Below are 24288 nucleotides of genomic sequence, written 5' to 3' on the forward strand. Positions count from 1 at the left end.
CAAATTCAATATTTTTTTATTGAGCTTTGCTCTAAATGAAAGACTCTAACGATTTAATACTTCTCTAAAATATTCAGCAAGAATACCTTCACCTTTAAATCTATCAACTAATAATAGCTTTGACATTTTACAAGATTTTTCATATTCTTTAGGATTTTCATTATAATTGTGCCCTAAATATACCATCTTAACAATTGAGTCACTAGTATCCAAATGATGTGCCTTCCTTAACATTTCTATACCTAATTGTTCCATCTCCTCATAATCTCCAAAATAATAAGGAAACATAGATATCATATAACCAAATATCCATAGAAATTCAATCTCTTCACTAAAATTCATTAATCCAAATTGAGTTACCTCTTTTAAACTATTCTCAAATTTTTCTTGGTTTACTCCTTCTGAATTTATACAATCCCATTCAACCAAAACGTACCAACATAGAAATCCTAATCTAATTGTTACTTTTAAATCTAGTTGATTTTCCATCCATTTAGTATAAATATATGTTCTTGCTTCATTCCACTGTTGATTTTTTTCTAAAATATCAGCTTCATTCCATTCCCAATTAATCACTTTTTATCACCTATTTAAACTTCTTGTTTAGCCATACATCCTAATTTTCATAAGTATATCTATAAGTTACATTGTATAAATCAAGTATCTTTACTAGTTGTAAATCAAAAACTTTAAATGTTTTTATCAATTCATTTATAGGCATTCATCTTATTCGTCATCCATAGAAACGACTAATGCTCTATATTCAAGTATTTGAGCAATGTTTTCTCTTATTAGACTTTCCTTCTTCAGCTCTACAATAACAGGTCTATTATCTCTAGTATCCTTAAACAATAAATCAATGTATCTATTCAGCCCATTCCTGCCAATATTAGTTAGTACGAGTTTATTTTGTTAGCTCATCTGTCATATTTAATTAATTTCTCTTTTTATTTTTTCTATATCTTCTTTACTTAGTTCTGATGCCTTTATAATTTTTTCAATATCTACTCCTAATAGCAATAAATTCCTTACCATTTCTTTCTTTCCTTGCTGTATTCCCTGCCGTATTCCACGCTGTATTCCACGCTGTATTCCTTGTTGTATCCCTTGCTGTATGCCCTGCTGTATTCCCTGCTGTATTCCCTTTTTTTCTCTATGCTTAAATTCTTCTTCTAGCTTTCTTCCTAAATTGCTTACCATATCATCCACCTCCATTTCTGATACTTCTACCAGTAATCTATATATATTCTCTCTTTTCTCTCCTTCAAACCTATTCTTAAATATATTTAAAAGCCAACTTCTAAACGATTTTTCCTGCTCCTTTGTTGCACTACTTCTTATTATTCTTCCTATTAATTTAAGTCTTTTTATTATTTCTTCTATTTCTACATCTTGATCTAATAAAAATACACTACTTACTACATTTGCTATATTAAATAATTCTTCCTTATCCATTCTATTTACATCAAATAATAAATATTTAAAGTCTACAACATTTTCTTCGAATAATTCATATCCATTTAATATTTCTTTAAAGCTTCTTACTGCTGTCCATTTATTCTTTCCATTCACCATCTTCTTTGGTATATATTTATTATAACATACAAATAATTCATCATAAGTCTTGTTTTTTATATTTGACTTATTTATATCTTCTTTAAAGTGTTTTGAAATGCAATATTAACTTGCCTTCCAAATTTTTGAGTACCATAGAGCAGGAATTAAGGCTCAAGATTGGTTCCATTTATGTTTTCTACTTTTCTTTTTTTATTTCCATTTTTTCTCCCCAATATCGTGAAAATAAAAAAGACACGTAACTAGATTTTACTCTAATTTACGTGTCCTTAACGAACAAATTTATTTTGCTCCGAAGAGTTTTTTTTACAGCAAAAAAGATTTTTTTGCTAATACATCACTGTAGGTTTAAAATAAAGTTTGATCAAAATATGCTCTAAAACCATTGAATCTTCGTCAAACTTAAAGATAAATTTTAAAACAAAGTTTGATCATTATTCAGTTATCTAGAATTTATTAGATAATTATTTTTAAAACAAAGTTTGATCAGAATAGCCTACTCATTCTTATTTTCTTTCTATAGATTATATATATATTATTGATTTTTTTCTTCACCTATATTTCTATATTATATTCTGTAAAATCCATTTAAGCTATCTTTCAAAAACACTATTTTATTTATTTAAGTCAATATTTCTTCACATTCCTTAATTTCCATTTCAATTTCTTTTTTTTCTTCGTCATTCTCAACTACACTTAATACACTTTTGTTAATAGATAAAAAATACTCACATATTTCTTCTTTATATTCATTGCTGTTCAAATCTTTTTTTATTGCATCCTTAGTTTTTATACAATACTCATATATTTTTCCACCACAATATCTTATATTCTCACAAATAGCTTTATACCATATTCTTCTCATCGAAATAGTCTTCTCCTCTTCTATATACTTTAAATAAATTTCTATTAAGTTATCATGTACTCTTTCTCTAATTTCAAGAAATAATTTCATGACACTATCATCTCTATCTATGCGATAATATTCTATATAATTGAAGATATTATTAATTTCTTTGCTATATGTGTCTATACATCTATCATCTTTAGGTTTTGCATTGCTATAATTTTCTATCATCTCATCTATTATTTGTGTCTTGAAAGCTTCATCAATATTTTCAATTAAGTAGTTAATAACATTTTTTATATATTTAAATTTAAATCTAAATTCTGTCTTCTCATTTATAAAGCATTCTTTAAAAATTCCTTTAAAAATATATTTATTTGTTCTATTCTCTTTCATAGTCTGTATATAGTTTACGCACTCATCAGACCTCCCTTCTGCTGCTTGTAATATATTTCTACCCAACTCTTCTAATTTTTCACTATTTACTTTTTCTATTTCACTCATATCTAATTCTTTCAACGCTCTTACTGCAGGATTCTGATGAATATGCCAATCATAACTTTTCAATTCTTTTATTATTCTATCTATTATTAAGTTTATTTCTATATCTTTTAAATTCAATCTATAAAATGGCATTTCAAAAATTGAATTTATAAACTTTTCTTTATTAATTTTCCCACGTAAATATCCACCTTTATATAGCATATTCAATCGCTCTATCCCTAAAGGTAAATAATATACTTTTTTATTATAACCCACCCCATCTTCTTTTTGCATAAGTAATCTATTTACAATAGAATCTCTCATCTCTTGACTTGCAAATTGCCACAAATTAAAGTTTGTCAACAAAATTGCACTACCTAAATCACTTATTGAAAAAGGTTTTATATTTTCTAATATTTCTTCATCCTCAAAAAAAGCATCCGAAAACCAAATCAATCTTCTAGTTACCCACTGTCTTTCTGGTACATTAATTGTATCATTTAACTCTCTGGCTATCTGTTCAAATAATAACCTGTATGCTGATTTCTGTATTAGTTTTTTCCTTTTCTTAGCAAATTCATATACGCTGGCTTTATTATCATGTAAAAGGCTTTGTTCTGAACTCATCTTATCTATTAATTCTTTAACATATTCATGTCTTAACTTAAAGCTTTTTGACAACACTTCTTCAACCGCAATATTTAAAGCTGATACTAATTCAAACTGTTTAGGCTCTGCATTTCTAGGATGTGCATATACATGTCTCATTTCTCTTATATGCTGTATTCTTTTAATCGCAACTTCATTCAGAATATTTAATTTTTTAGCCTGTTGCATAATCATTTCATCTGTAGATTTATGATATTTCTCTTTGTCCTCAATATCATTTAATACTTTCAATGCTTGTCCATCATACTTAGACATATTTTTGATTTTCCCTTTAATTGATTCAGCAATACATATCCAAGTCATTATATATGCCGCTCTATATGCTTTACTTCTAGTACATAGAATTATTTCATTCAACATTCTTCTATCATCTTCATCTAAAACTTTATTTTTTAATTCATCTAAATTACAAATATAATCCATAGCCTATCTCTTCCCCTCTCGTATTCACTTTCTTTAATCTGCTAAAGAAATTTTCCTTCTCTATTATACCTTCTTGCTATAAAAGTTTTAAACAAATAAAACATTCTTGATCTATTTCATTTTTCTTAATTCCTTTAAGCATTTATTTCTATCTCTTTATATAATTTAACCTCATTATTACTGTAACAACTACTAAACGCCTTTATCTTCATTTCTTTTTTCATACATTTTTTTAATAGTTTAGAGTATTTTTCATCAAAGCTATTAATAGTTATGCTTTTTACAATAGGACTTAATGAAATGTAAAAATAATACACTTTATACCCACTTTTTAATAATTCTAATAATGCTCTTAGCTGATCAATGGCTCTTTGAGAAAATACACTTGGAAATACAACATCCCTTCTAGCTGAAATAATACCTTTAGCTTCTACTACTACTTTTTCTTTTCCTTCTAACAAAAAATCTGCTTTATATCCATTAACAAATTTTTCCTTATACAAATTTTCACATGAATGCTCATCTATTTTCTCGATAATATATTCTTCTACTAAATTGTTCACAATATTTAAATTCAGCATAATGTATTTTCCATAGTATTCAACAGCAAACAAGCTATATTTAGTTCTTCTTTTTTTCCCTTTATTAAGTGTCAATAATACCTTTTTATTCTTTAATATTAAATAATTTTCCAATCTAGATGCACTAGGCACATAACATTCTATTTCTTCATTGTTTATCAATACTTTACAAATGAATCTATTCTTGCTTTCATATAAAAATTTACCTTCAATTATTTTGCTACTAATCTTCAATACTTTATCTCCCTTAAAATATTTTTTGTAATTCATTTAATAGTAACGGTTTTATATTTCAAAATTTTTCAAATCAATTTCATTAAATATTTCATTATAAATCCAATAATCTATAAGCTTTGTTAATGAATGAACCTGCTTTTTTTGTAATGGGATTCCTAGTTCAAATACGTTCTCCAATGCAACCTTACTAAAGTTAGCCGATCCCATATAGCCTTTATTATCATCAACCAGTACTAGCTTAGCATGAAATTTAAAGCTATCCTTCTTATCTTTATTTTTCGCTTGAAACAATCGCAGGTTATTATTGTCTATCTTATTAATTCTACTTAGCAAAAACTTAAATGCTTGTTTATTGCTATTTATATTAATATCATTTGTAATAAAATCTATTGAAACTTCCCTTCTATTTTTCATTAAAGCTTCTATACTTATAAATAGCTTTTTAATTCCAGAAATCGTATAGTATGGCGAAAAAAATATTATTCTCTTTTCTGTAATCTGAATAAGGCGCTGTATCCAAATATTAAGATATATGTAATCCTTACATGCATCTTTAGGTGCAAAAGCTTCCTTTGGAGGAGTCCATAATAAGCTTTGTTGCTTTTCTCTATAAAAGCTATTGATATCAAGCTTTGTCATTTCATAAACTATTTCAAAATATCGCTGAAGTTCATTTTCTTTTAAAATTCTAAATATACTTTCCACCAGCCCACTATCGATATACTCATTGTTTAATTCAAGCCATTTTTCTAAAGTAAATCCTTTTTTACTATAGCACGCTCCTAAATATCTAAATATTCCAGCCCATTTCATTAATTGTTTCTCTAATCTATATTGATTAACTAATGCAATCATTTTAGAATAATTCAACCTCTACACATCCCAGCTTTTAAGCATCTTATCTACTTCTATCGAATAGTACCCCTTGATAGCATAATTTTCTACCTCTCCACCATTTAATAAATTTCTACTTAAACCATGATTAAAATGTTGACATGAAAACTTTAAAAATAAACAAGCATGACATGCACCACTTTTTTCTTTGCATATTGGATCATACAAACACGTTTGAGTCTTTTCATATGTATTCCTTAACCATCTAGCCAAATCATTTTCAAATGCAGCAATAAGTGCTCCCATACCACCACCTTGAAGCTTCGATACATATATAGCACCTGCCATACATGAAGGAAATAAATATTCTGACATACTATCTACATCCAGCCCTATGATCGATTTACCAGAATGAAATAGTACATGCATAAAAGAATGTAACAATCGAAAAGTCAAAATAGAAGCCTTCATTCTATTATCATTCATATAGTCTTCTAATTTACATTTCGATAGATCTTCGTTAGAATTATATGAAAAAACTAAATATTTATATAATATTGCATGCGCTTTAGCTTTTGTCATTTTTTTATTCATATCAATTGTTATAAGCTCATTTACCTTTAGCCATGCTAATACTCTTAATGGATCTAGCTTAAATACAATCGCTTCATTTTCATTTTTAAATACAGGAATATGAATTTTATGCCTATTATTTTTAATCTTTTGTACAAAAGGATTTAGAACAGCTTTAGAGCGATCGAAGCTTCTTCTTGTATAACCTATCCCCATTGTAATAACAGGAAATTTTTCAAATAGAGTTATGGTGTCAAGACCTAAATTCGTAGCTTCATCCTTTGCATTAATATAAGCAGTCTCTTGAATTGAATTATAGCTTTCTTGAGCTTCATTAAGCTTTTCATCCAATGTACTTCCATTATTCTCATAACATGTATATAAAAATTCATGTAGAAGATTATCTTTTTTTATTAATTCTATTGGAACAGCTTGATCAAACAAACTCTGTATTTCATCCATCAAGTTCTTCTTTGAATCATTAGGTTGAATATTAGTTTCTTTTGCTAATTTCATTAACAGTTCTTTTTCTGCATTATTTTTAGCAGCTTCTAGCAATTTTCTTATTGTACTACTACTATCTTTTTCTAAAAAATTTTCATTATACCTTTCCTTATTAATTGAAGGCAATCCAAGTAATGCTCCAATTTGAACATATGGAAAAATGTCTAATTCCTTTCTTTGGGACAATTTCTCATGCTCTAAATTAACAAAAGATAATAATGCTGGATAATAATTACTTCCATCTGCAATATAAGATCCTCCTAAATAGTATTTATTATTATCTCTCATTGTTTTTGTTAAAGGTAAAGTTGTCCTTTTAGTACCCAAAGAACCAAGAGATTTTTTCTGTATATAATTATACCAAGTAGCCGTATCAAAGCGACGCGTATCTCTCATCCTTATACCCCTATATTTTTCTTCCCAAGTTTTCTTACCTTTATTTGTTTTAACATTTAAAGCTTGTATATCTCCATTTAAATGTACTAAAGCATAAGGATACTGCTTCAGCTTGCCTTGACCACAAAATTTACATTTTAATTGAGGATTCCTTCTTTTTAATTCCTCGAGACTCTTATATTCATGTACATTTCCACATGCTTCATTATCACATTTGAATACTAAAGGAAATAATTCAAATTTAATTTCCTCCACTTCTCCAAAGCAATACATATCATCTCTTTTTGGATATAAATCATTCTTTAAGTCATTGTTTATTATCCAATTATCTACAAAGCTATAAACATTTTGTAACAAATGCTCAGTATTTTCATTTAATTCTTTCATTTTCATATCTGTAACTATGTACCATATTTTAGAATCAGCAAATAATGCTCCTGGTAAATATCTAAACATTACTTGACTTGTTCCTCGTTTAAGACTTGGCATTATCACTCACTTCCTTCTTTTTTGTTAAACTCATCAAAAGCAAATCTTAAAATATAATCCGTTTCAAAGTTTGACTGTAGGGTTAAACCTTCTTCAATATCTCTAAAGCTTGTTATTGGATTAAGTACATTTTCATCCTTTATCTTCATTGTTGATGGTTGCTTATTTAAAATATAAATTTTATCTTGAAAAGCTTTTTCAATAGCTTTTTCAGCCTTTTCCCGTGCTACAATTGAGAATAAATCACTATCTACTCCAATAATTCTTTTTAAAGACTCTAATAGCTCATCTTCAATACGATTTCCTTTTGTATTTTGATCTGCTATATATTTTTGATATTGTCCACAGTTATAAAGAGTATACTTATGTCTTTGCGAATGAACACAATATAGTAAACCTGCTAATAATCCAGATATACTTCTTTCAATAGCTTTAATCGCAAATCTATTAATAGGTACTGGGTCCACTAATCGATCTAAAAATATATGGTTTTGAATAAAAAACTCATATTGAGACCTTTCTCTCAAATCATTAGCCCTAAAGCTAACAAGTACTAAGCCTGTATGTGATCTAGAAGAACGACTACTAGCCTGAATATATTCCGCATACTTCGATGGCATACCTGCCATAAAGAAAGCATTGATTCGCTCTAAATCTACACCATGACTAATTAAACTAGTTGCTATTAAAGTATGCAACTTATTTTTATACTTCATATAACTTCCATCCGCTTCAATTTTATCAATAACCTTCACGATTTTATCCATTTCATTATCGCCAGTTAATATCTCTGTATGCATATCAAAATCTAAATTTATATTTTTCTTCAAATCCAAATATACAGACTCATCCAGTCTTCGTTTCACATCATGTCCCATAGCTTTTTTGTTAACATATACTACTGAAAGGTCATAGTTTGATATAAATTCAAAAAATTCTTTTTCATCTTTAATACTTTCTAAGCATATTTTTTTCCAAGAATTCTTTGCCTGTGAGTATAGTCTCAAAATTTCTTTATGGTAAAGATATAAACATCTTCCTATTACTTCGTCTTGTGACCGAGCATGAGAAAGAACACCCATATATAAACGTCTTTTTATAATAGGCTTACTCGTAGCATAAAAGGATTCTCCATTTTTAAAGCCCATTGAAGGATATTTCCTAGCGCGCCTTAAATACAAATGCTTTACATGCTTTTCATAAGCTTCAATAGTAGCTGTTGCAGCAATTATTTTAGGTAAATGAAATTTTTCTCTTCCAAACAACCGAGAGCACTCATTAAGCATTCCTTCATAATGTCCATTTAAAACCCCTAGTTCCTCCTTCAATAAATGTAACTCATCCTGAATTAATAATGATGGTATAGGATCATAAAATACATTTTTCTTATGCTCTTCTAACTGAGCTTTGTATAATTTTGTTTCTTTTGCTTTAGCATCACATGCCCCATATTCATCATAGGTTCCAACAATACATCTATCTGAAAAATAACCATGCTTCTTGCAGAAGCCTCCTACTTGTCCAAAAATATGAGAAAACTCTCTATATCTACCAAGAATTGCAAGCTTATCTACAGTACCACATAAAACACTAGGTACAAATCTATATACTTCGGAATCTGTCATATATAATGGTAATTTCCCTTTCAAGCTACTTTTATAGACAAAGCAATCTTTATTAGTGCAAACATGCATAAATTTCCAATAATCATTATCAAACTCTAGTGTCAAATCTTTATTACACATAGGACATTTGTGAATCATCATCCTCTTTTTCTTATTAATTTCATTTCTCATATATTCTGTTACTTTTCTTTTATTGACAAAATTATCTGTATTACTTCCACCTGCAAAAAAACCTATAGAAAATGGATCTCCTTTTTCTAATAATTCATTAGAAGTTTGCCTGTATTTTTCTGCATAAATTAATATTTTAGCTAGTCTATCCAACTGGTTTTTTGATAGCATTCTTAGCGGAAATCTTATCCATGCTGTACATCCTCTTTTTTTGCCTCTTAATCTATCATAAAATAAGGCACATATAATCAATCCAAAATATGCTTCTGTTTTTCCTCCTCCTGTAGGAAACCATAGCACATCTGCATAGCTAGCAGATTCCTTTATTTCTTTACTTAAAATGTCTTTTTCTGGTAATTCTCTAACCAATAAGCTGGGTAATATTCTAACCACAAAAACAATCTGAAATAGTCTCCATGATGAATATTTACTAGCTTCACTAAAAATCTTATTCATAATATTGAAAGCTAACATTAGTCTATCGTCTCTTTCCAATGTATAAATACCTAACTCAAAAGACTCTATCTCTTTTTCAAAAGCTTCCATATCTTTTATACAGCTTTCTACCTCTTCCTTTGTATTTAATTGCTGTTCCTTGTCCCCATTATTATTTATGAAAGCTTGCCAATTACTTGAATATTTCTTCATTTCCAATGCAATTTGCTTTAATACTTTAATTGTATTTTGTTTATCAGCTAAATCATCAAATTTAACCGCTAGGTCTTCACGAGTTCTATAATGATTCTGAAAATACGAGGGCACCGTCTCTGTCGATAGTATTATATGATTCTTAATTTCTTCAGATATACCAACGCAATTTATCCCTTTAACTTTATATTTTTTATCATATTTATAATCCTTTGGTGCTCCATCAAATTCAAAATATCTATGTATATTTTTATCGACTTTTACTGATAAATTACAATCAAAAAATTCTAAAGGATGCCCAGTTGGTTTTTCTTTTCCAGAAATATCCACTTTAGGTGTCTTATTAATTAAAGAAACAACTATTTTAAATAGTGTTTTTCCAGATCTATCTTTATATGTTATTGGATCTATAACAATTTCTGCGTTCCATTCTGGTATATTAAAATTTTCATCCTTTATATTACTTATCATTTTATTAAATTCATCTTCACTATTTGGTACTTCATAAATAGGTACAAAGCCTCTAGCATTTATAAAGCTTTCTTTAATAGAAAAAAAATCCTTCATATCCACCTTGCTTTTAAACTGATCTATTATTATATCTTTAAGTAAAAAACTTTCTTTCTTAAGATTTTTTGTATTTATCTCAAAGTAATAGTCTTCTACTTCTATTTTCACTTGTCTATATTTCTCTAACAGCATTAAGCCCTTATCTTTTTTTATGTTGCTAATATTATTTTCAGAATCCATCATATTGAATTCATCACTATTTAGCTCTATATCCTCCTCTTTATTCAAATATTCAAGTGTTTTTCGTTGTTCTTCATAGCTTGGGAAATATCTTGGATATAAATTAAAAGAAAAGCTTAGATATCCACTTATCTTTTCTTCCATTGGTTCAACTAAAAATTCCAACCCTAAATTAACATTTTTAAAAAGGTTAACTCTTTGTATTTGAAAATCTACCTTATTCTCTTCATTAATATCATTGTTGAATTCTGAATCTGAAAATAATACTCCAGAGAAAAAACGTCTTGTAGGTTCTTCTCCAATAACTTCTATTTCATTTCTTCCTAAAAGCCCATCTTTTATGACATTATGTAAATGCTTTACTATTTTTACCTCGTCATTAATTCTTTTTTCTACTTTTTCATTTTTCATCATATTTCAATAACCCCTTTTTTTTAATCAGATGATAATTGTCTTTGCTAATTACCTTTTCTAAAATTGCAGAATGCACTAAATATTCCTTTTCGTATTCAAGCTGCTGCACTTCTAGTAATTCTAATACTTCTAATACATCTTGAGTACTTATATAAATATCCTTTCCTAGACTAATCCATTCATTGGTATTAATTGTAATATTTGATGAAATATTATTTACTTGGTTCATTATAATTTTTCCTAGAGCTTTGCCTAATTTGATATATATCCCCCACAGCTCTTTCATTGCCTTGTAAATAGATTTAATACGCCTAGTATAATATTCATCCTTTAAAATTTTTGCTATGGCATATAAATTTTTTTCATCTCTTACTAACGACACTTTTCCTTCTATCCAATTGCCAATTGTTAAAACTGAAGAAATGTTTCCACCATATGCATTAATTTCTTCTAGTATCCTTTGATAAATAGCACTTTTACTTTGATATGAACTATAAAATTTCTTCCAAATTAATTTCATCATATCTTGCCATTCATTTACATTAAGCTCAATCCATTTCATTACTAATGTATTCGATGCCATATTTAAAAGCTCATCAAATATCTCCCTACGTTCCTTTTGCTTGAGCCTTATTAGAATGTCACCTCTTTTAAATTCAAAAGGTCCTATACTATCAACTTCATCTTTATCAAACCTTTTTACTCTAAATGCTTTATCCCTTGAGACAAATATTAATTGCTCTTCAATCCTTCCTTTTTTTTCATTTAATTTATTCACATGTAGCTTTACACATGATATATACTCATACCTTTTTTCTGCATAGCTTGTAATATCATAGCTTATCTGCTCACAAATATTCATATCTATTTCTTCATCTAATTCATCTTCCATAAGGTTAAATAGCTTTTCATCTTCAAATAATTTATCTATTTTGTCTATTGGCGAATTTTCTTTTTTTTCATTCTTATACTGCTGCGTTACTTTATAATCTACAATACTTATGGATGTTTTATTATTTTTAGGTACTGTATCCCATATTTTGCTTTCTACTTTAAATAAATTATTGAAGGCATTTTTTAAATATTTCACAAAACTTTTATTAAAAACCATATTGATTTGGTAATCAATAATCTTTTTTTCATAAAATCCACATACAATATAAAACTTTGTTTTTGCTAAAAAATAAAATGAGCTTAGATATTTTTTATTCCACGGATTTGTTAATATAATAATACTTGGAGCATTATCCTCTTGGTTAAATATTTCTCTTATTTGTTTTCTTGCCCAATCTGATTGAGTTATGACTTCAATTCTAGATAAGTCTTTCGTACTTAAATATAAAGAAGCTCTTAACCATAGTTTATATTCTTGAGCTACTAATTTCTCCCCTACAATAATAGTAATTTTATTTCTGTTAGAAACATTAGCCCTAACGATATTAGAAATAACCTCTCCTCGAGGACTACCTTCCTTCTTATAGTAGTACTCATATATTTCAAGTATTTTATGCTTTAAATGGGGCATCATAAATTTTTTTATGGTTTCTTCTTCTAAAGTATCCGTTGGTATTTTTTCACAAGCATTAATTAATTGTCTTAAAGTAGCCTTTCCCTCTGCTAATCTAGTTCTTTCATACCATACTAAGGGTAAAGGCAATGATACTAACTTAATCAACATATCTTTCATTCGCTTAAAGCCTTTACTTAGATTACCTTTTTTAGTATATGATCTCTTTAAAATAATGAAGGCATCTCTTATTTTATTTTTCACCTTATTTGCTTCAATGATGTTGTAAATTTTAATATTCGACTCAGCTTTATCTAAATAAGGCAATGAAGCTTGGATATTCCACGATGCTGTTATGGAATTAGTCTTGAAGCATTCTTTTTTTACAAAAAAATTATTGAAGAGATAGATAGAATTTTGATTTACTGGAATGATATTATTGAAAGTAGCTATTGCTTTATATGTTGATTGATCAAAATTAGGAGCTATTGCAATCACATGTTTAGAATGCTCCTGTGCCCATTTTATAATTTGTTCAGCCCTCCCCCTATGTCTATAAGGTACTAAATCCACAATGATTACATCTGCCTCTTTCTTAATTTCCTCTGGAAGATTTTTTCTATATGCTCTATATAAAGCAATCCATGGTAATGTTCCATCATCTTTGTTTTTTATTTTGCTATTTTCCCTTTTATTGTTAAAGGAAAACTTCTTAAACGTATTTGCTTCAATTGTGTATATATTAAAAAAATCCCTTAAAAAATTTCCGTTTATACTGGTTCTCCAAATATGTGATAGCAATTCAATATTATCAGATATTATTAATATCCCTGAACCCACACTGAATTTGTATTCATTATTCGATAACAAGCTACTAACTAAATGCTGTAGGATTAGATGATAGGACAATAATAGTGGAAACGCATATGAAAAAGGAGGCATAATAAAAGCAATATTCCCCTCATGTTTATTATTTTTTGAAAGCATATATGCTTTTAATGATACTGTTAATATAATATTGTCTATCTCATTTAAATTAACTTTAGCTTGTTTAGATTGAAAATTGATATTATTTATACTTTCAAATAAACAATACTTCTCATGGCTTAACATTCCTCTCCCTAAATCTTCATTTGATAAATCTATTAAATTTTTAAAGTACAATTCATGTATCTCTTTATTCACCTGCAAGGATTCTGGAATTATACTACTAAGTGCTTGCTTTTTTCTTTGCTCTGATAATTGTCCATACAAAACAAAAACCTCCAAAGGTTGCATTTTATTAGAATACAAACGTATTTATAATGTTTATTATTTCGACATTTGAAATAGAATCCCCTTCATATTTTTACATATTTAATCATAATATGTATTTTTTACATGTTACTGTTTCTATATGAAATACATTCATTCTTAAAATCATTGAATTTCCTTTTAATAATGTAACAGTCATATATTCATTAATAAGCTTATACCCAATAATTATTATATTTTGAAACATTGGCTCAATAATGTTTATCTAATTATAAAAGCTAATTAAGAAGATTCCACTTCCTAATTAGCTTATTCATAAAAATATTTAAAATTTTTCTTAATCTGGGCCTTTGTCGTAAATTTTGGTTTTCTTGGTTCCCCCTTAGATATAATTAATATCCTATCAACCTTAGTTGCTTCTCCCTTTCTTTCCTGCCCCCAAATTTTAGTAACCTTGTTATTGCCTTCTATTTTATCCTCTATAATCTCAACAAGCTGCAAATTAGTATATGGCTCTACATATTCCCAAACTTCTTCAGCTAGCTTTAACTCCTCCACATCTCCTATTACTATACAGGCTAATGCACCTGGCTTTAATATTCGTTCCCAGCCACATATCAAATTCCTCATAAATATTAAATATTCCTCTAGCTTTAAACGATCTGATAATTTTATATTCGAGCCTTCTTCATAAGCTTTGTTTATTTTCAGCTGATCATCTACCATATCAAAATCTTTACCCAACATCCAAAGTCGTATCCAATTATATTTTCCATATCGAATTAATTTTAAATATGGAGGACTAGTTACAATTAAATCTATAGCTTCATCCTTTAATATTCTTCTATAGTTATTAATTTTTAAAGCATCATATTGATAGCTTTTACCTTTTCTTAAAGCCCTGTTCCATGGATATGTTTTAGCTATTCTATCTCTTAATAATTCAAATACATTTTGTTGTAATTTTACTAAATTATTTTCGGCTATATATTTTCTAACATAATTAGGTGACATAGAAAAGGTATTGGGCATAGATATTGATAAATACATAGATGTGCCATCCTTTCTATGCTTGCCATGCATTATACCAAGCAAAATAGCCATAATATATCGATCTATTTTCCTACGTATATCTAATTCATTCTTTAAGTATAACAGCATAGGCAATGTTACTTCCTCGTCATATAACATTCTTATATCAGGGTCAATCCTTAGAATACTCTCTCTAGAAATATATGTATTATTAAAATTTTCTTCTAATTCACATAACCGACGCATTATATTTTCATATTTAGGAATATAGGTTTTAGCTCCAGTAAGAACACAAGCTAAAGGATTTAAATCATTACCAATTCCTACTCTATTATTTAAAGCAGCTTCTAAAACAGTTGTACCTCTGCCTGAAAAGGGATCATATACCTTTTCACCTTCCTCCGTAAATTGCTTTATAAAATAGTTTGGTAAAGAAGGGGGAAACATAGCTAAGTACGAGCAAATATTATGTGCTGGATTTTTCCACTTTTTTTTATTTGTTTTCCATATTGGCTTCAACCAAGCACGTTGCTTTCGAGCCATAAAATCAACCCCTTAAATTTAATTATACACAGTATCTGGAAAATTACTATATAAACATTATAACATATTTTGTGTATAATGTACATAAAACATATTGCATATACTCAAGTATTTTACTATAATATATCATATAGGAGGTTGTAAATTATGTCACGAAACAGATTGAAAATTCATCTAACCTTTAATAAGGCTACTCATAAAAAATTAGACTATATATCGACTAAGCTTTTTATCACTAAAGGTTCAATTATTGACGAATTAATAGAATATATTTTAAAAAAAGAACTAGCTTGCAAATACACACATTATGATAGAGATAAACTTACTACTACAGTTAATCCTAGCTTTTGGATACAATTTAAGGAATATGCTGATGAGAATAAATTTAAATACAATCACCTAATTGAATTAGCAATGTCAAAGCGATATAGACATTACCTTAGAAAAATTCAAGCACTAAGAAAAACTTAGTAAAAAAGAATGATACTTAAGGAGTTTAAATACCATTCTAGAATTTAAAATTTTCACTTAATATTTAATTTTTGATAGGTTCACACATCAAAAACTTTTAATATTATTTATGCTAACTATTTTCTATAATTTTCTCATATATATACTCACACTTATCGTATATACTACTTTTATCATACTTATGCCTAATTCTCTTAGAAAATATACCTTTTCCTTCTAATTTCTTCAAGCCTTGTGAGTCCCAAGTACCATTTTTATTCACTAGCCCAAGAATTACTTTTAAATATACATTTCCCCAATTTATTGCTTTCACTGCATATAATAATAGTATAGATAAAGACCTTTCTTCTCTTTCTACTTCTAGCAAGCTAATTTCTTTTCCATTATTCATTGTTATCTTTCCTACTACATATTGTCTCTTTGTTTTTCCATCATGAAGCTTAGAAAATTTCTTACCTTTCTTTCCTTCTGGTAAAGCATTTATCATAACCTGGACATCTTTAATATTTGGTTTACTCTTTAATAGCTTCATAATCTCAATAAATTCTTCTAGCTCACCTTCTACACTTATATCATCTACGCTTTTATACTCTAATCCCCTAGCTCTGTCAATTCCCCCAGTATCCGCTGTAGTTCTTAAAGCTTCATTTTCGATTTCATAAAGCTTAGTATTTTCATCTTCATTGTCTCTAACATAGCTTTCTCCAATCTTTACTCTATTGATTTTACTATCCTTTGAGTAAGCATGCTTTATATTAGATGTTTCAACAAAATCTGACTCCGAATTTTTCGATCCATCTACTTTAGGATCTAATTTCTTATCATCCGTTTCCTTTAATGCTCTGTATTTTCTTTTTTTAGGTTGGTTGATTTTTCTAATATGCTTAATATATTTTGAACTTATAAATATCTCTTGTGCATTGATTTCCTTTTCCCTAAATTCCATGATTTCTAGAATTCTTATAATATGCTTCTTCTTTCTTATTCTCGCTTTAATATTAAAGCGATTAAATAAAAAATCAAAGCTTATATTTTCCTTTAACCATAGCTTCATTCCTACTTGATTAAACATTTTAAGTATACTCTCATTAGTTATGATCCAAGCTAAATGCTTCACATATTCTGTATTTAATAGCTTTCTCTCATATTCATCAAAAAAATTTATATGTAAATTTCTTTGTTTATCATAGCTGTAAATAAAGTATTTATCAAGAGAGTCTAATTCAACAATTCTATTGAGTAAAAATCTATTTGTAGCAATAATAGCTCTTATAATCTCTAATGCAGGAATTCTATATTCAACCTGGTCTTTGTGTCCCACAAATATTTTTGTAGGAATGTCTTTTTTGCTTCCTTCAGCTTCTAGTTCTAAAAAGTCTTCTACTATTTCAAATGCAATATCACTTAAATCTAAATCAATAATAGTAGCATCCTTTTTAATCTCACTATTGTTGATATTCCCATCCTTATAATATCTCCCAAAGGCTAAAAAATGGATAGTTGCCCAATCAAAAGTAATTTTTTTAATTTCCTTGTATCCCTTAAAATATACATCTAGCATCCATTTATTGTTGAGCTTATAGGGCTTATCCATCCAATATAGCTTAACCTTTTCTCCTTGTTGAAAAGGCCAATTCTTTACAATTATGTTTTCTTTACCCCCGATGCTTATCCCCCCCTATTTATGTATGCTTCTAAGCTGTCCTTGATTTTATTAAAAGCCTTCGTTCTAATCCCTGCTAGTCTTTGGATTTCCCATAATCGAACAGGCTCTTTTCTAGCTATTTTTTCATCTATTATTTTCTTGGATCTCCTTATTTGAAAGTCCGTTACGCTTTCCAAAATACTATCTAAAAATTCCTTTGTTTTTGGTAGCTTATCTAAATTTTTTTCAAGAGTAGGAAGAATACCTAACATTTTTCCTATATTAGATTTTGTGATTCTTATAGGCTTTTGGCTTGCTAATAGCTTCCTATGAGCTTCTTTTACAGCTTCTACTATTTCTGTATCTCTTACATCCCAAGCTACTCTTTGATCACTTTTATAATCAATCTCCTGCTTATTCATCTTCTTTGGAAGGTTTGAAAAAAGCCATTCCTTTTCATGACTATATAAATAAGAGTACTCCTTCTGACATAGTCTTCTAATTTGCGTTCTTGAAAGACTTGGCTGCTCTCTTATGGTACCTATAATCTTATCCTTATATGCTTGTATATCAATTTCTTTTCCCTGAGCTTTATTAACTTTTACTTCCTTTACAATTGCTTTAGAGCCTTCAAAATAGTTAAGCCCTAATTTTTTATCAAAATTTTTTATTGTTTTAGGATCACACTTCATTAATCTAGCCACTTCTCTTAATCCATACTTTTCTTCTTTTAGATATGCTTTGAGTTTATTTTCCCATACATGTCCAAAGGCTTTAATTCTTCCCACCCTATATCGATCTTCTTCAAATTGATCTGGTCCTTTTCTAGAGTAAACAAAGCCACAAGTACAAGAAAAGGTTCCTACTGGCAGCCTAGTTTTATAATCAGCAGTTATTTTCAAATTGGTAACAACATCCTTTTTATAATGCTCTGCAACAGGATTCAAGCATGGCCAGGGACTTTCGCCAAAGGGAGAATAGCCTTCTTCCTTTGACTTGAAAAAATGTTTTATATCCTCAGTTAGAAAATCGATAAAAAGTATATGTCTTATAGGATGTACTGTTCTTTTACTGTTTCTTGAAATGACCTTCAACCAATTATATTCATCGTCCTGATCTATATCGGATTCAAGCTTATTTAGTAGCTCCTTTCCATAAAACCAAATAAACGCATTGTATAGCTTCTTTTGCTGTATTGTCTTATTGACCGATAAAAAACCCTTTTTATCAAGAAGCTCTTTATACTTCTTTGCTACAAACTCTTTATCAAATGCTGCTAGATCATTATCTAGTAAATAACGTGCAGCTTGAGCTATTTTCACTAATTCTTTATCAATAGCTTTTCTTTCTATATCCAGCTCTAGTAACTTTTCATCTAGTCTTATAAATTCAATTCTACTTGCTTTTGTTTTATCTATTTTATATTTCTTTAGCTTTACTTCATGCTCAGGGCAAACAAACACCCCTTGGACTTGATGTATTCTGTGGATATAGGCTTCTCCATATTTCTTTATCTCTTTCTGCGAGCATAGTGGACAATAATATATACCTTCTTTCTTGCATATACCTCCTGCTACCATACCAAGCCTTGTATAAATACCTTGTCCATCCTCAAATTTCATGGTATTTATTAAAGTATTTTTCCTTTCCTTTGGTAAAAACGGAGCATAAAAAGGAAAAAGTGTATGGTTTTTTATAAGGTAATCTGACGTATATTTTTTCCCTAGCTGCTTTGCTAAATGCTCTAGCTTGCATGGTAAATATAAGCTTGGGATAACACTATCCCTACCAAATAATTCTCTTAAGGTATCCTTGTAATCAATATTACCTATATAGTAGTGATACCTAGCTATAGCTCCATATAATAATTCATCTTCATGGGGGTCGGTGAAAAATGTAAGCATTTTTTATTCCGCCTTTATAAACTCCTTTACAGGATCTTTAATATATCCTTTTTGCTTAAGTAGTTCATAGGCATGTACCTTTTTTTGCTTTGCAATTTTGAATATTTTCCTTAAATCCTTTTCTTCATAGGGTACATCCTTACGGATATTTTTCCCTATTTTCTTTTTTTCATTAGCATTGATTGCTTTTTTGATGACTTCTGCTTTTATTACATTGAAATCATCATCTACTCCAAATTTTTGAACTGTTCTTTTCACCAAATCCCCTAATTCCTTTTCAGTAAGCTCATCAAAGATCCCCAATGTACATACTTCTACTATTAGGTTCTCTACTATATTATTTCTTTTCATTTCAAAATATTTTTCTTGATGCTTTGCCATTTCCTTAATCTTTCCTGCTAAATCAATATCTCTTTTATGACTGAAGGAAATATCATCTAAATTTATGGCTATGTCTTCATAGTTATTCATCTGTTCCCTATTATTGCTTCTAAGTGCCTTGATCATTGGTTGAATCATGTGTAAATCTTCCTTTGAAGCTTTTTTGATGATTGCCTTTGTTAACTTTTCCTTATCAGTATTCAAGGCTCTTTCCTGTGCTAGAGTAAATAAATTCACTGCTACAGAAGTAATTCCCTGACATTGATCATAGAATAAATCCTTCATTTCCTGTGTAAGCTCTGTTTTCTCCCTAAGCCACTGAAACTCCCAAAGGGTTTCAATAAAAAAATCCCATTCATCACTTTCTCGACTCATACGATCCCATATAATATTTCCTTCACTTCCAGCTCTTCTAGCCTGTCTAAAATCCTTTTTAAATATTTTAAGGGCTTTAAAGGTTCCTATTAGTACTGTTGGTATTCCTACTGTGTTTGTTAAGGTTACAAAGAAATTCAGCATTTCATCAGAATCATTTTTTGCATTTATTAAATGTTGAATCTCATCTATGACCAAAATTCCAATTCCATATATATTAGCAAGTGATGTCATGTGTAGCAACATAGAAGAAGTGATCCGATTTAAATACCCATACTTTTCAAGATATCGAGTCCCAAGAAGATCATCTATAGCCTTGAAAAAGCTTTTACAAAGGGTTGATAAGCTTCCGTCATAGGGACAATCAATTTTTAACCACACAAGCTGTGTTCTGCTTAATAGCTTTCCCTTATACTCTTCATGCTTGATGATTTGAGGATACATCAACAGTAGCCTTTCTATTGCTGTAGTTTTTCCTATCCCAGATATACCAATGATAGATAGAGAATCTGCTGTAGAACGTATATGCTCCATATTTGATATTAAAGCTTGCTCTCTTTCTTCCTTTTTTTCAGAACGCACTTCATTTAATATCTTTAATCTTTCAAAATAACTTTTATCCAAAGGATTTCTTGCTAAATATCCTCTTCTAATCATTGAAGATAGCTTACCTTCTATAGAAAAATGATCTGGCAGTGGCTGTATAAAATTTTTAAGTCTTTTAATCATATGAAATCTTAGATTTTTACTTTTAAATCTTTCATTTTCTTGAAGAATTGGATATCTTGTAAATTGATCTATAATCTTTTCCTCTGTAAAAATTGCAGGTAACGCTTCTATATATGGATTATCCGCATAATCAATAATTTCTTGCTCTTTGTATTCTGCAAGCTCTATCCTTCCCTTGAGTAAAGGATTACTTTTACTTCTTTCCAAGCTTCTCATCCCTTTTTCTTTTGATTTTTTCCATCAAGGTTAATCGCCTTGTATCCTGTTCTTCCTCATCCTCTTTTACAGCTTCTTTATTAAAGGCTTTTATGATTCCTTCCTTTTCTTCTCTTCCTATTTCAAAGGCTTCTTTTTTTCTGTTAATTTCTTTTTCTAAAGCTCTATTTTCTCTGATTCCTTTAAGCTTCTTTGATTTTGAAATAGTTTCTACAATAGTATTTTTCTTTTCTTTCTCTGCTTTTTTTACAAGGTCTTCTATTTCCTTATCTAAATCTATATTTAATTGATTTTGTTTATCCTTTTCCCATTCTATAAGCTCTTCCTTTAATTCTTCTTGAAATATAATTTCTTCTAGTCTACAATCCTTATATTGAAGGCTTTTCTTTAAAAGATGACATACTTCATAGCCTTTTCCGTCTTCATTAAGAATATATATAGCATTCATATTTCTAGGGTCATATACAACATCAACCCATCTCTGCTTAGCTTTTACAAACCACTGCTCCTCAATGGCTTTTTTAGAGCTATAGAATAGCTTCTTAAACTTTAATCCTGCTCGTGATATGCTTGCTTTACCCTTTGGTAGAAGATTTAGCTTCATAATATCCCTATCTATGACTCTTAATCTTCCTTTTTTATTTTTAATTCCCCAATTCCATAAATTGATTGGAGTTGGATTTAATTCATCAGAAATCATTTCTTTATCCATATTGTAATTGGTAATAATCTTATGATTATGATGCAGTACCATCTTTATAAGTATTTGAGTAAATTCTTCTAGTGTTAGTGTTGCATCTAATCTATAATCTCGATCTCCTCTTTCCCTAAACTCCTTTTGTATTGCCCCTGGTGTTTTATGCTTGAGCTTTTCATTAACGGTTCTAAAGCTTCTCTCAACAATTCCCTTTAAATCTCCTCTGTAAGGCGGTGTATTTTCTATTTTCACATTTAAATTATTTATTAAATTTTCAACAGAATAGCCTTCAAATTCTCCTCGGTCAGCTATGATTGTTTCTGGTAGATGCTCACATGGCCATTGTTCCTTTGTAATATGAATATCATACTCCTTACAGAATTCTACCTTATCTGCTATCATATTATCTAATGCCATCATAGCCCCCATCCAAGATGGCCCTTCTAAACCTGTATAAATCCCTGTAACCAACCTAGAGTACACATCTATTACCATATATATTATGGGTCTACCTATAATCCTATTTCTGTTCAAGGAGCTTACAATATATATATCTGCTACTGTAGCATCAATCTGAAATCTAGTTCCTGGTCCATCCGTTTCCATAGCAGTAGTTCCTAATATAGGTCTATACTTCAATTTATATTCCTTTTTGCTCCCCCTAAAGGTTACATTCTTTTGTATATCCTCGTAATTTTTAAACCAGTAATAAAATTGTCTATAGGAAGGAATTCTAGCTTTACTCCATACCTTATATTTAATTTCTCCATTCTCTACATATTTGTCTGAAAAGAATTCCTTTAGCATAGAATTATATGCAGCCTTTATAGTAGGTTTTTCCTTCTTTCTATAAAATTTATCTATAGATAGGTTTATAATTTTCTTTATATCCTCTGTTATATTTATTCCTTCTTGTACTTCTCCCATATAATCTACTTTTTTAGGCCTTCCAACCTTCTTGCTTTTTAAATTTCTTTCTTTCCCCTTTGCTCCTGAATTTTTGTAATCAGGTAATAGAGCATTTTTAGTCATTCCTCTTTCCCAAAATCTATTAAATATTCTTTTTAGACTAACTCTAGCTATGTTTTCTTTATCTGCTATCTCTTTAAATAGCTTTTCTCTTCCCTTTTTCTCTAGAAAAGCTTCTTTATTACTCTCCCAATATTTTTTTATGATCTCCCATTGTTGATCTCTCTTATATCTTGCATTTTCTGATAGATCCTTTTCATCAATGTTATTAAGATATGGATCTGGAATTTTAATAAGTACTCCAGTTGCAATTTCTTCTTCTAATTTGTCTATATGCTCTTTTTTTGGCATGCACATGGTCATGCCCATTATTACATAGTATAAATACATGCTTTCATGATCAATATATAATATCCTTAGCTTTTCTCCATTTTCTTTATTGGTATATTGGAGTGTCATATTCTCTAGAATCATGATATGTTCAGCTCCTTATTTAGCTCTTCCCTTGATAACTGGACTTTCATCACTTTATTTATATCCAAAGGCTGAGACAAGTCTACCTTTAATATTTTTCTTATGAGCAAATGCTTAAACATACATATTCCTGTCCCTGCTGCTAAAAATAAATCCTTATCAAACTGACTTGAAATGCTTCTTATACTTTCCTTGCTATCTATAACTCGTCTAATATATTCAACAAGTATATCTCCTATATACTCTTTATCTAGCTCTTTTAGAGAATCTATTTCATCAATATTATAATAGCTGTATATATAGCTTATATTCTTAGCCATAGTATTATTAATTTCTTTTTCTGTAGCAATGCCCCAATCAATCCCTTGCTTTTCCCAATATCGTCTTTCAATCTCAAATTTTTCTATAACCCTCTCATCCATGAGTTTCTCTGAAGGCTTTATTGTTCTTGCTACATCTATGTTTTTACCATCTACTCTTTTAGTTACTAAAAAATCCGTAGTCATTACTGTATATTCATTTGTCCTTGGATCAGTAGGATGCTTGATACCTAATTCATCAGCAATTAGGATTGTTTCTTCTATTGGTAATAAAGGGAATTGCTCTCTGATGTCTATTACTTCATCTGAAAAATCTGAAATATAAAAATAATTTTTTTCTAGATCTGATAGAAAATCATATTGTCGATTAATTTTGATTCCAACTAACCTACTTTCTCTTCCTGTTGAAGGCACATCCTGAATTAAAAGCCATGGTTTATAGGCTTCTTCTATACCTTGTCCTCGCCCTTCTTTGATAAGCTTTTCTATTCTTTCTCTGTTTATATATCTTTCTCTTTTACTCATAAAGAAAAATCACCTCTTTGCATTTAT

16 protein-coding genes are annotated in these 24288 nt (G+C 29.1%); 1 reads left to right on the forward strand and 15 read right to left on the reverse strand.

Features of this window, described 5'->3' with window-relative positions:
- Positions 1-45: 45 nt before the first annotated feature.
- The 10 genes from KVH43_RS02405 to KVH43_RS02445 form a co-directional block, all read right to left on the reverse strand.
- Positions 46-576: a hypothetical protein gene (locus KVH43_RS02405; RefSeq protein WP_218283317.1), complete on the reverse strand. Its 531-nt coding sequence runs from the start codon at positions 574-576 to the stop codon at positions 46-48.
- Positions 577-726: 150 nt separating this feature from the next.
- Positions 727-852 carry a hypothetical protein gene (locus tag KVH43_RS13165; RefSeq protein ID WP_255547793.1) on the reverse strand — a complete coding sequence of 42 codons (126 nt, stop codon included), beginning with the start codon at positions 850-852 and terminating at the stop codon, positions 727-729.
- A gap of 78 nt (positions 853-930) precedes the next feature.
- Positions 931-1575: an RpnC/YadD family protein gene (locus tag KVH43_RS02410; RefSeq protein ID WP_218283318.1), complete on the reverse strand. Its 645-nt coding sequence runs from the start codon at positions 1573-1575 to the stop codon at positions 931-933.
- A 622-nt stretch (positions 1576-2197) separates the two neighbouring features.
- Complete coding sequence (locus KVH43_RS02415) at positions 2198-3997, reverse strand: hypothetical protein (RefSeq protein WP_218283319.1); 1800 nt, start codon at positions 3995-3997, stop codon at positions 2198-2200.
- 134 nt (positions 3998-4131) lie between these two features.
- Positions 4132-4812: a DNA/RNA nuclease SfsA gene (locus KVH43_RS02420; RefSeq protein WP_218283320.1), complete on the reverse strand. Its 681-nt coding sequence runs from the start codon at positions 4810-4812 to the stop codon at positions 4132-4134.
- Between the two features lie 51 nt (positions 4813-4863).
- Positions 4864-5685 (reverse strand): phospholipase D-like domain-containing protein, encoded by an 822-nt coding sequence (locus KVH43_RS02425; RefSeq protein ID WP_218283321.1) that lies wholly within the window; start codon positions 5683-5685, stop codon positions 4864-4866.
- A 3-nt stretch (positions 5686-5688) separates the two neighbouring features.
- Positions 5689-7617 carry a DUF1998 domain-containing protein gene (locus KVH43_RS02430; RefSeq protein ID WP_218283322.1) on the reverse strand — a complete coding sequence of 643 codons (1929 nt, stop codon included), beginning with the start codon at positions 7615-7617 and terminating at the stop codon, positions 5689-5691.
- A complete protein-coding gene (locus KVH43_RS02435) occupies positions 7614-11219 on the reverse strand; it encodes a DEAD/DEAH box helicase family protein (protein WP_218283323.1) in 3606 nt (1201 codons plus the stop codon). Before KVH43_RS02435 ends, KVH43_RS02430 begins: the two co-directional genes overlap by 4 nt.
- Positions 11206-13980, reverse strand: coding sequence for a DrmE family protein (locus tag KVH43_RS02440; protein ID WP_218283324.1), 2775 nt, complete (start codon positions 13978-13980; stop codon positions 11206-11208). The genes KVH43_RS02435 and KVH43_RS02440 overlap by 14 nt, the downstream gene beginning before the upstream one ends.
- A 309-nt stretch (positions 13981-14289) precedes the next feature.
- Entirely contained in the window at positions 14290-15555 is a 1266-nt protein-coding gene (locus tag KVH43_RS02445) for a DNA methyltransferase (protein WP_218283325.1), read from the reverse strand.
- Between the two features lie 147 nt (positions 15556-15702).
- Between KVH43_RS02445 and KVH43_RS02450 the strand changes: the two genes are divergently transcribed.
- Complete coding sequence (locus tag KVH43_RS02450) at positions 15703-16026, forward strand: hypothetical protein (protein ID WP_218283326.1); 324 nt, start codon at positions 15703-15705, stop codon at positions 16024-16026.
- Between the two features lie 112 nt (positions 16027-16138).
- Here KVH43_RS02450 and KVH43_RS02455 read toward each other — a convergent pair whose 3' ends face one another.
- The 5 genes from KVH43_RS02455 to KVH43_RS02475 all read right to left on the reverse strand — a co-directional run bounded on the left by KVH43_RS02455 (position 16139) and on the right by KVH43_RS02475 (position 24261).
- Positions 16139-17620 (reverse strand): Tn7-like element transposition protein TnsE, encoded by a 1482-nt coding sequence (locus KVH43_RS02455; RefSeq protein WP_218283327.1) that lies wholly within the window; start codon positions 17618-17620, stop codon positions 16139-16141.
- Positions 17621-17694: 74 nt separating this feature from the next.
- Positions 17695-19575: a TnsD family Tn7-like transposition protein gene (locus tag KVH43_RS02460; protein ID WP_218283328.1), complete on the reverse strand. Its 1881-nt coding sequence runs from the start codon at positions 19573-19575 to the stop codon at positions 17695-17697.
- Between the two features lie 3 nt (positions 19576-19578).
- Complete coding sequence (locus KVH43_RS02465) at positions 19579-21267, reverse strand: ATP-binding protein (RefSeq protein ID WP_420829643.1); 1689 nt, start codon at positions 21265-21267, stop codon at positions 19579-19581.
- Positions 21254-23416, reverse strand: a complete 2163-nt coding sequence (locus tag KVH43_RS02470) for a Mu transposase C-terminal domain-containing protein (RefSeq protein ID WP_218283330.1) — start codon at positions 23414-23416, stop codon at positions 21254-21256. Before KVH43_RS02470 ends, KVH43_RS02465 begins: the two co-directional genes overlap by 14 nt.
- Positions 23413-24261 (reverse strand): TnsA endonuclease N-terminal domain-containing protein, encoded by an 849-nt coding sequence (locus KVH43_RS02475; protein ID WP_218283331.1) that lies wholly within the window; start codon positions 24259-24261, stop codon positions 23413-23415. Before KVH43_RS02475 ends, KVH43_RS02470 begins: the two co-directional genes overlap by 4 nt.
- Positions 24262-24288: the final 27 nt, after the last annotated feature.

Source organism: Crassaminicella indica (genome assembly GCF_019203185.1).
In the GTDB taxonomy this organism is placed as follows: Bacteria; Bacillota; Clostridia; order Peptostreptococcales; family Thermotaleaceae; genus Crassaminicella; species Crassaminicella indica.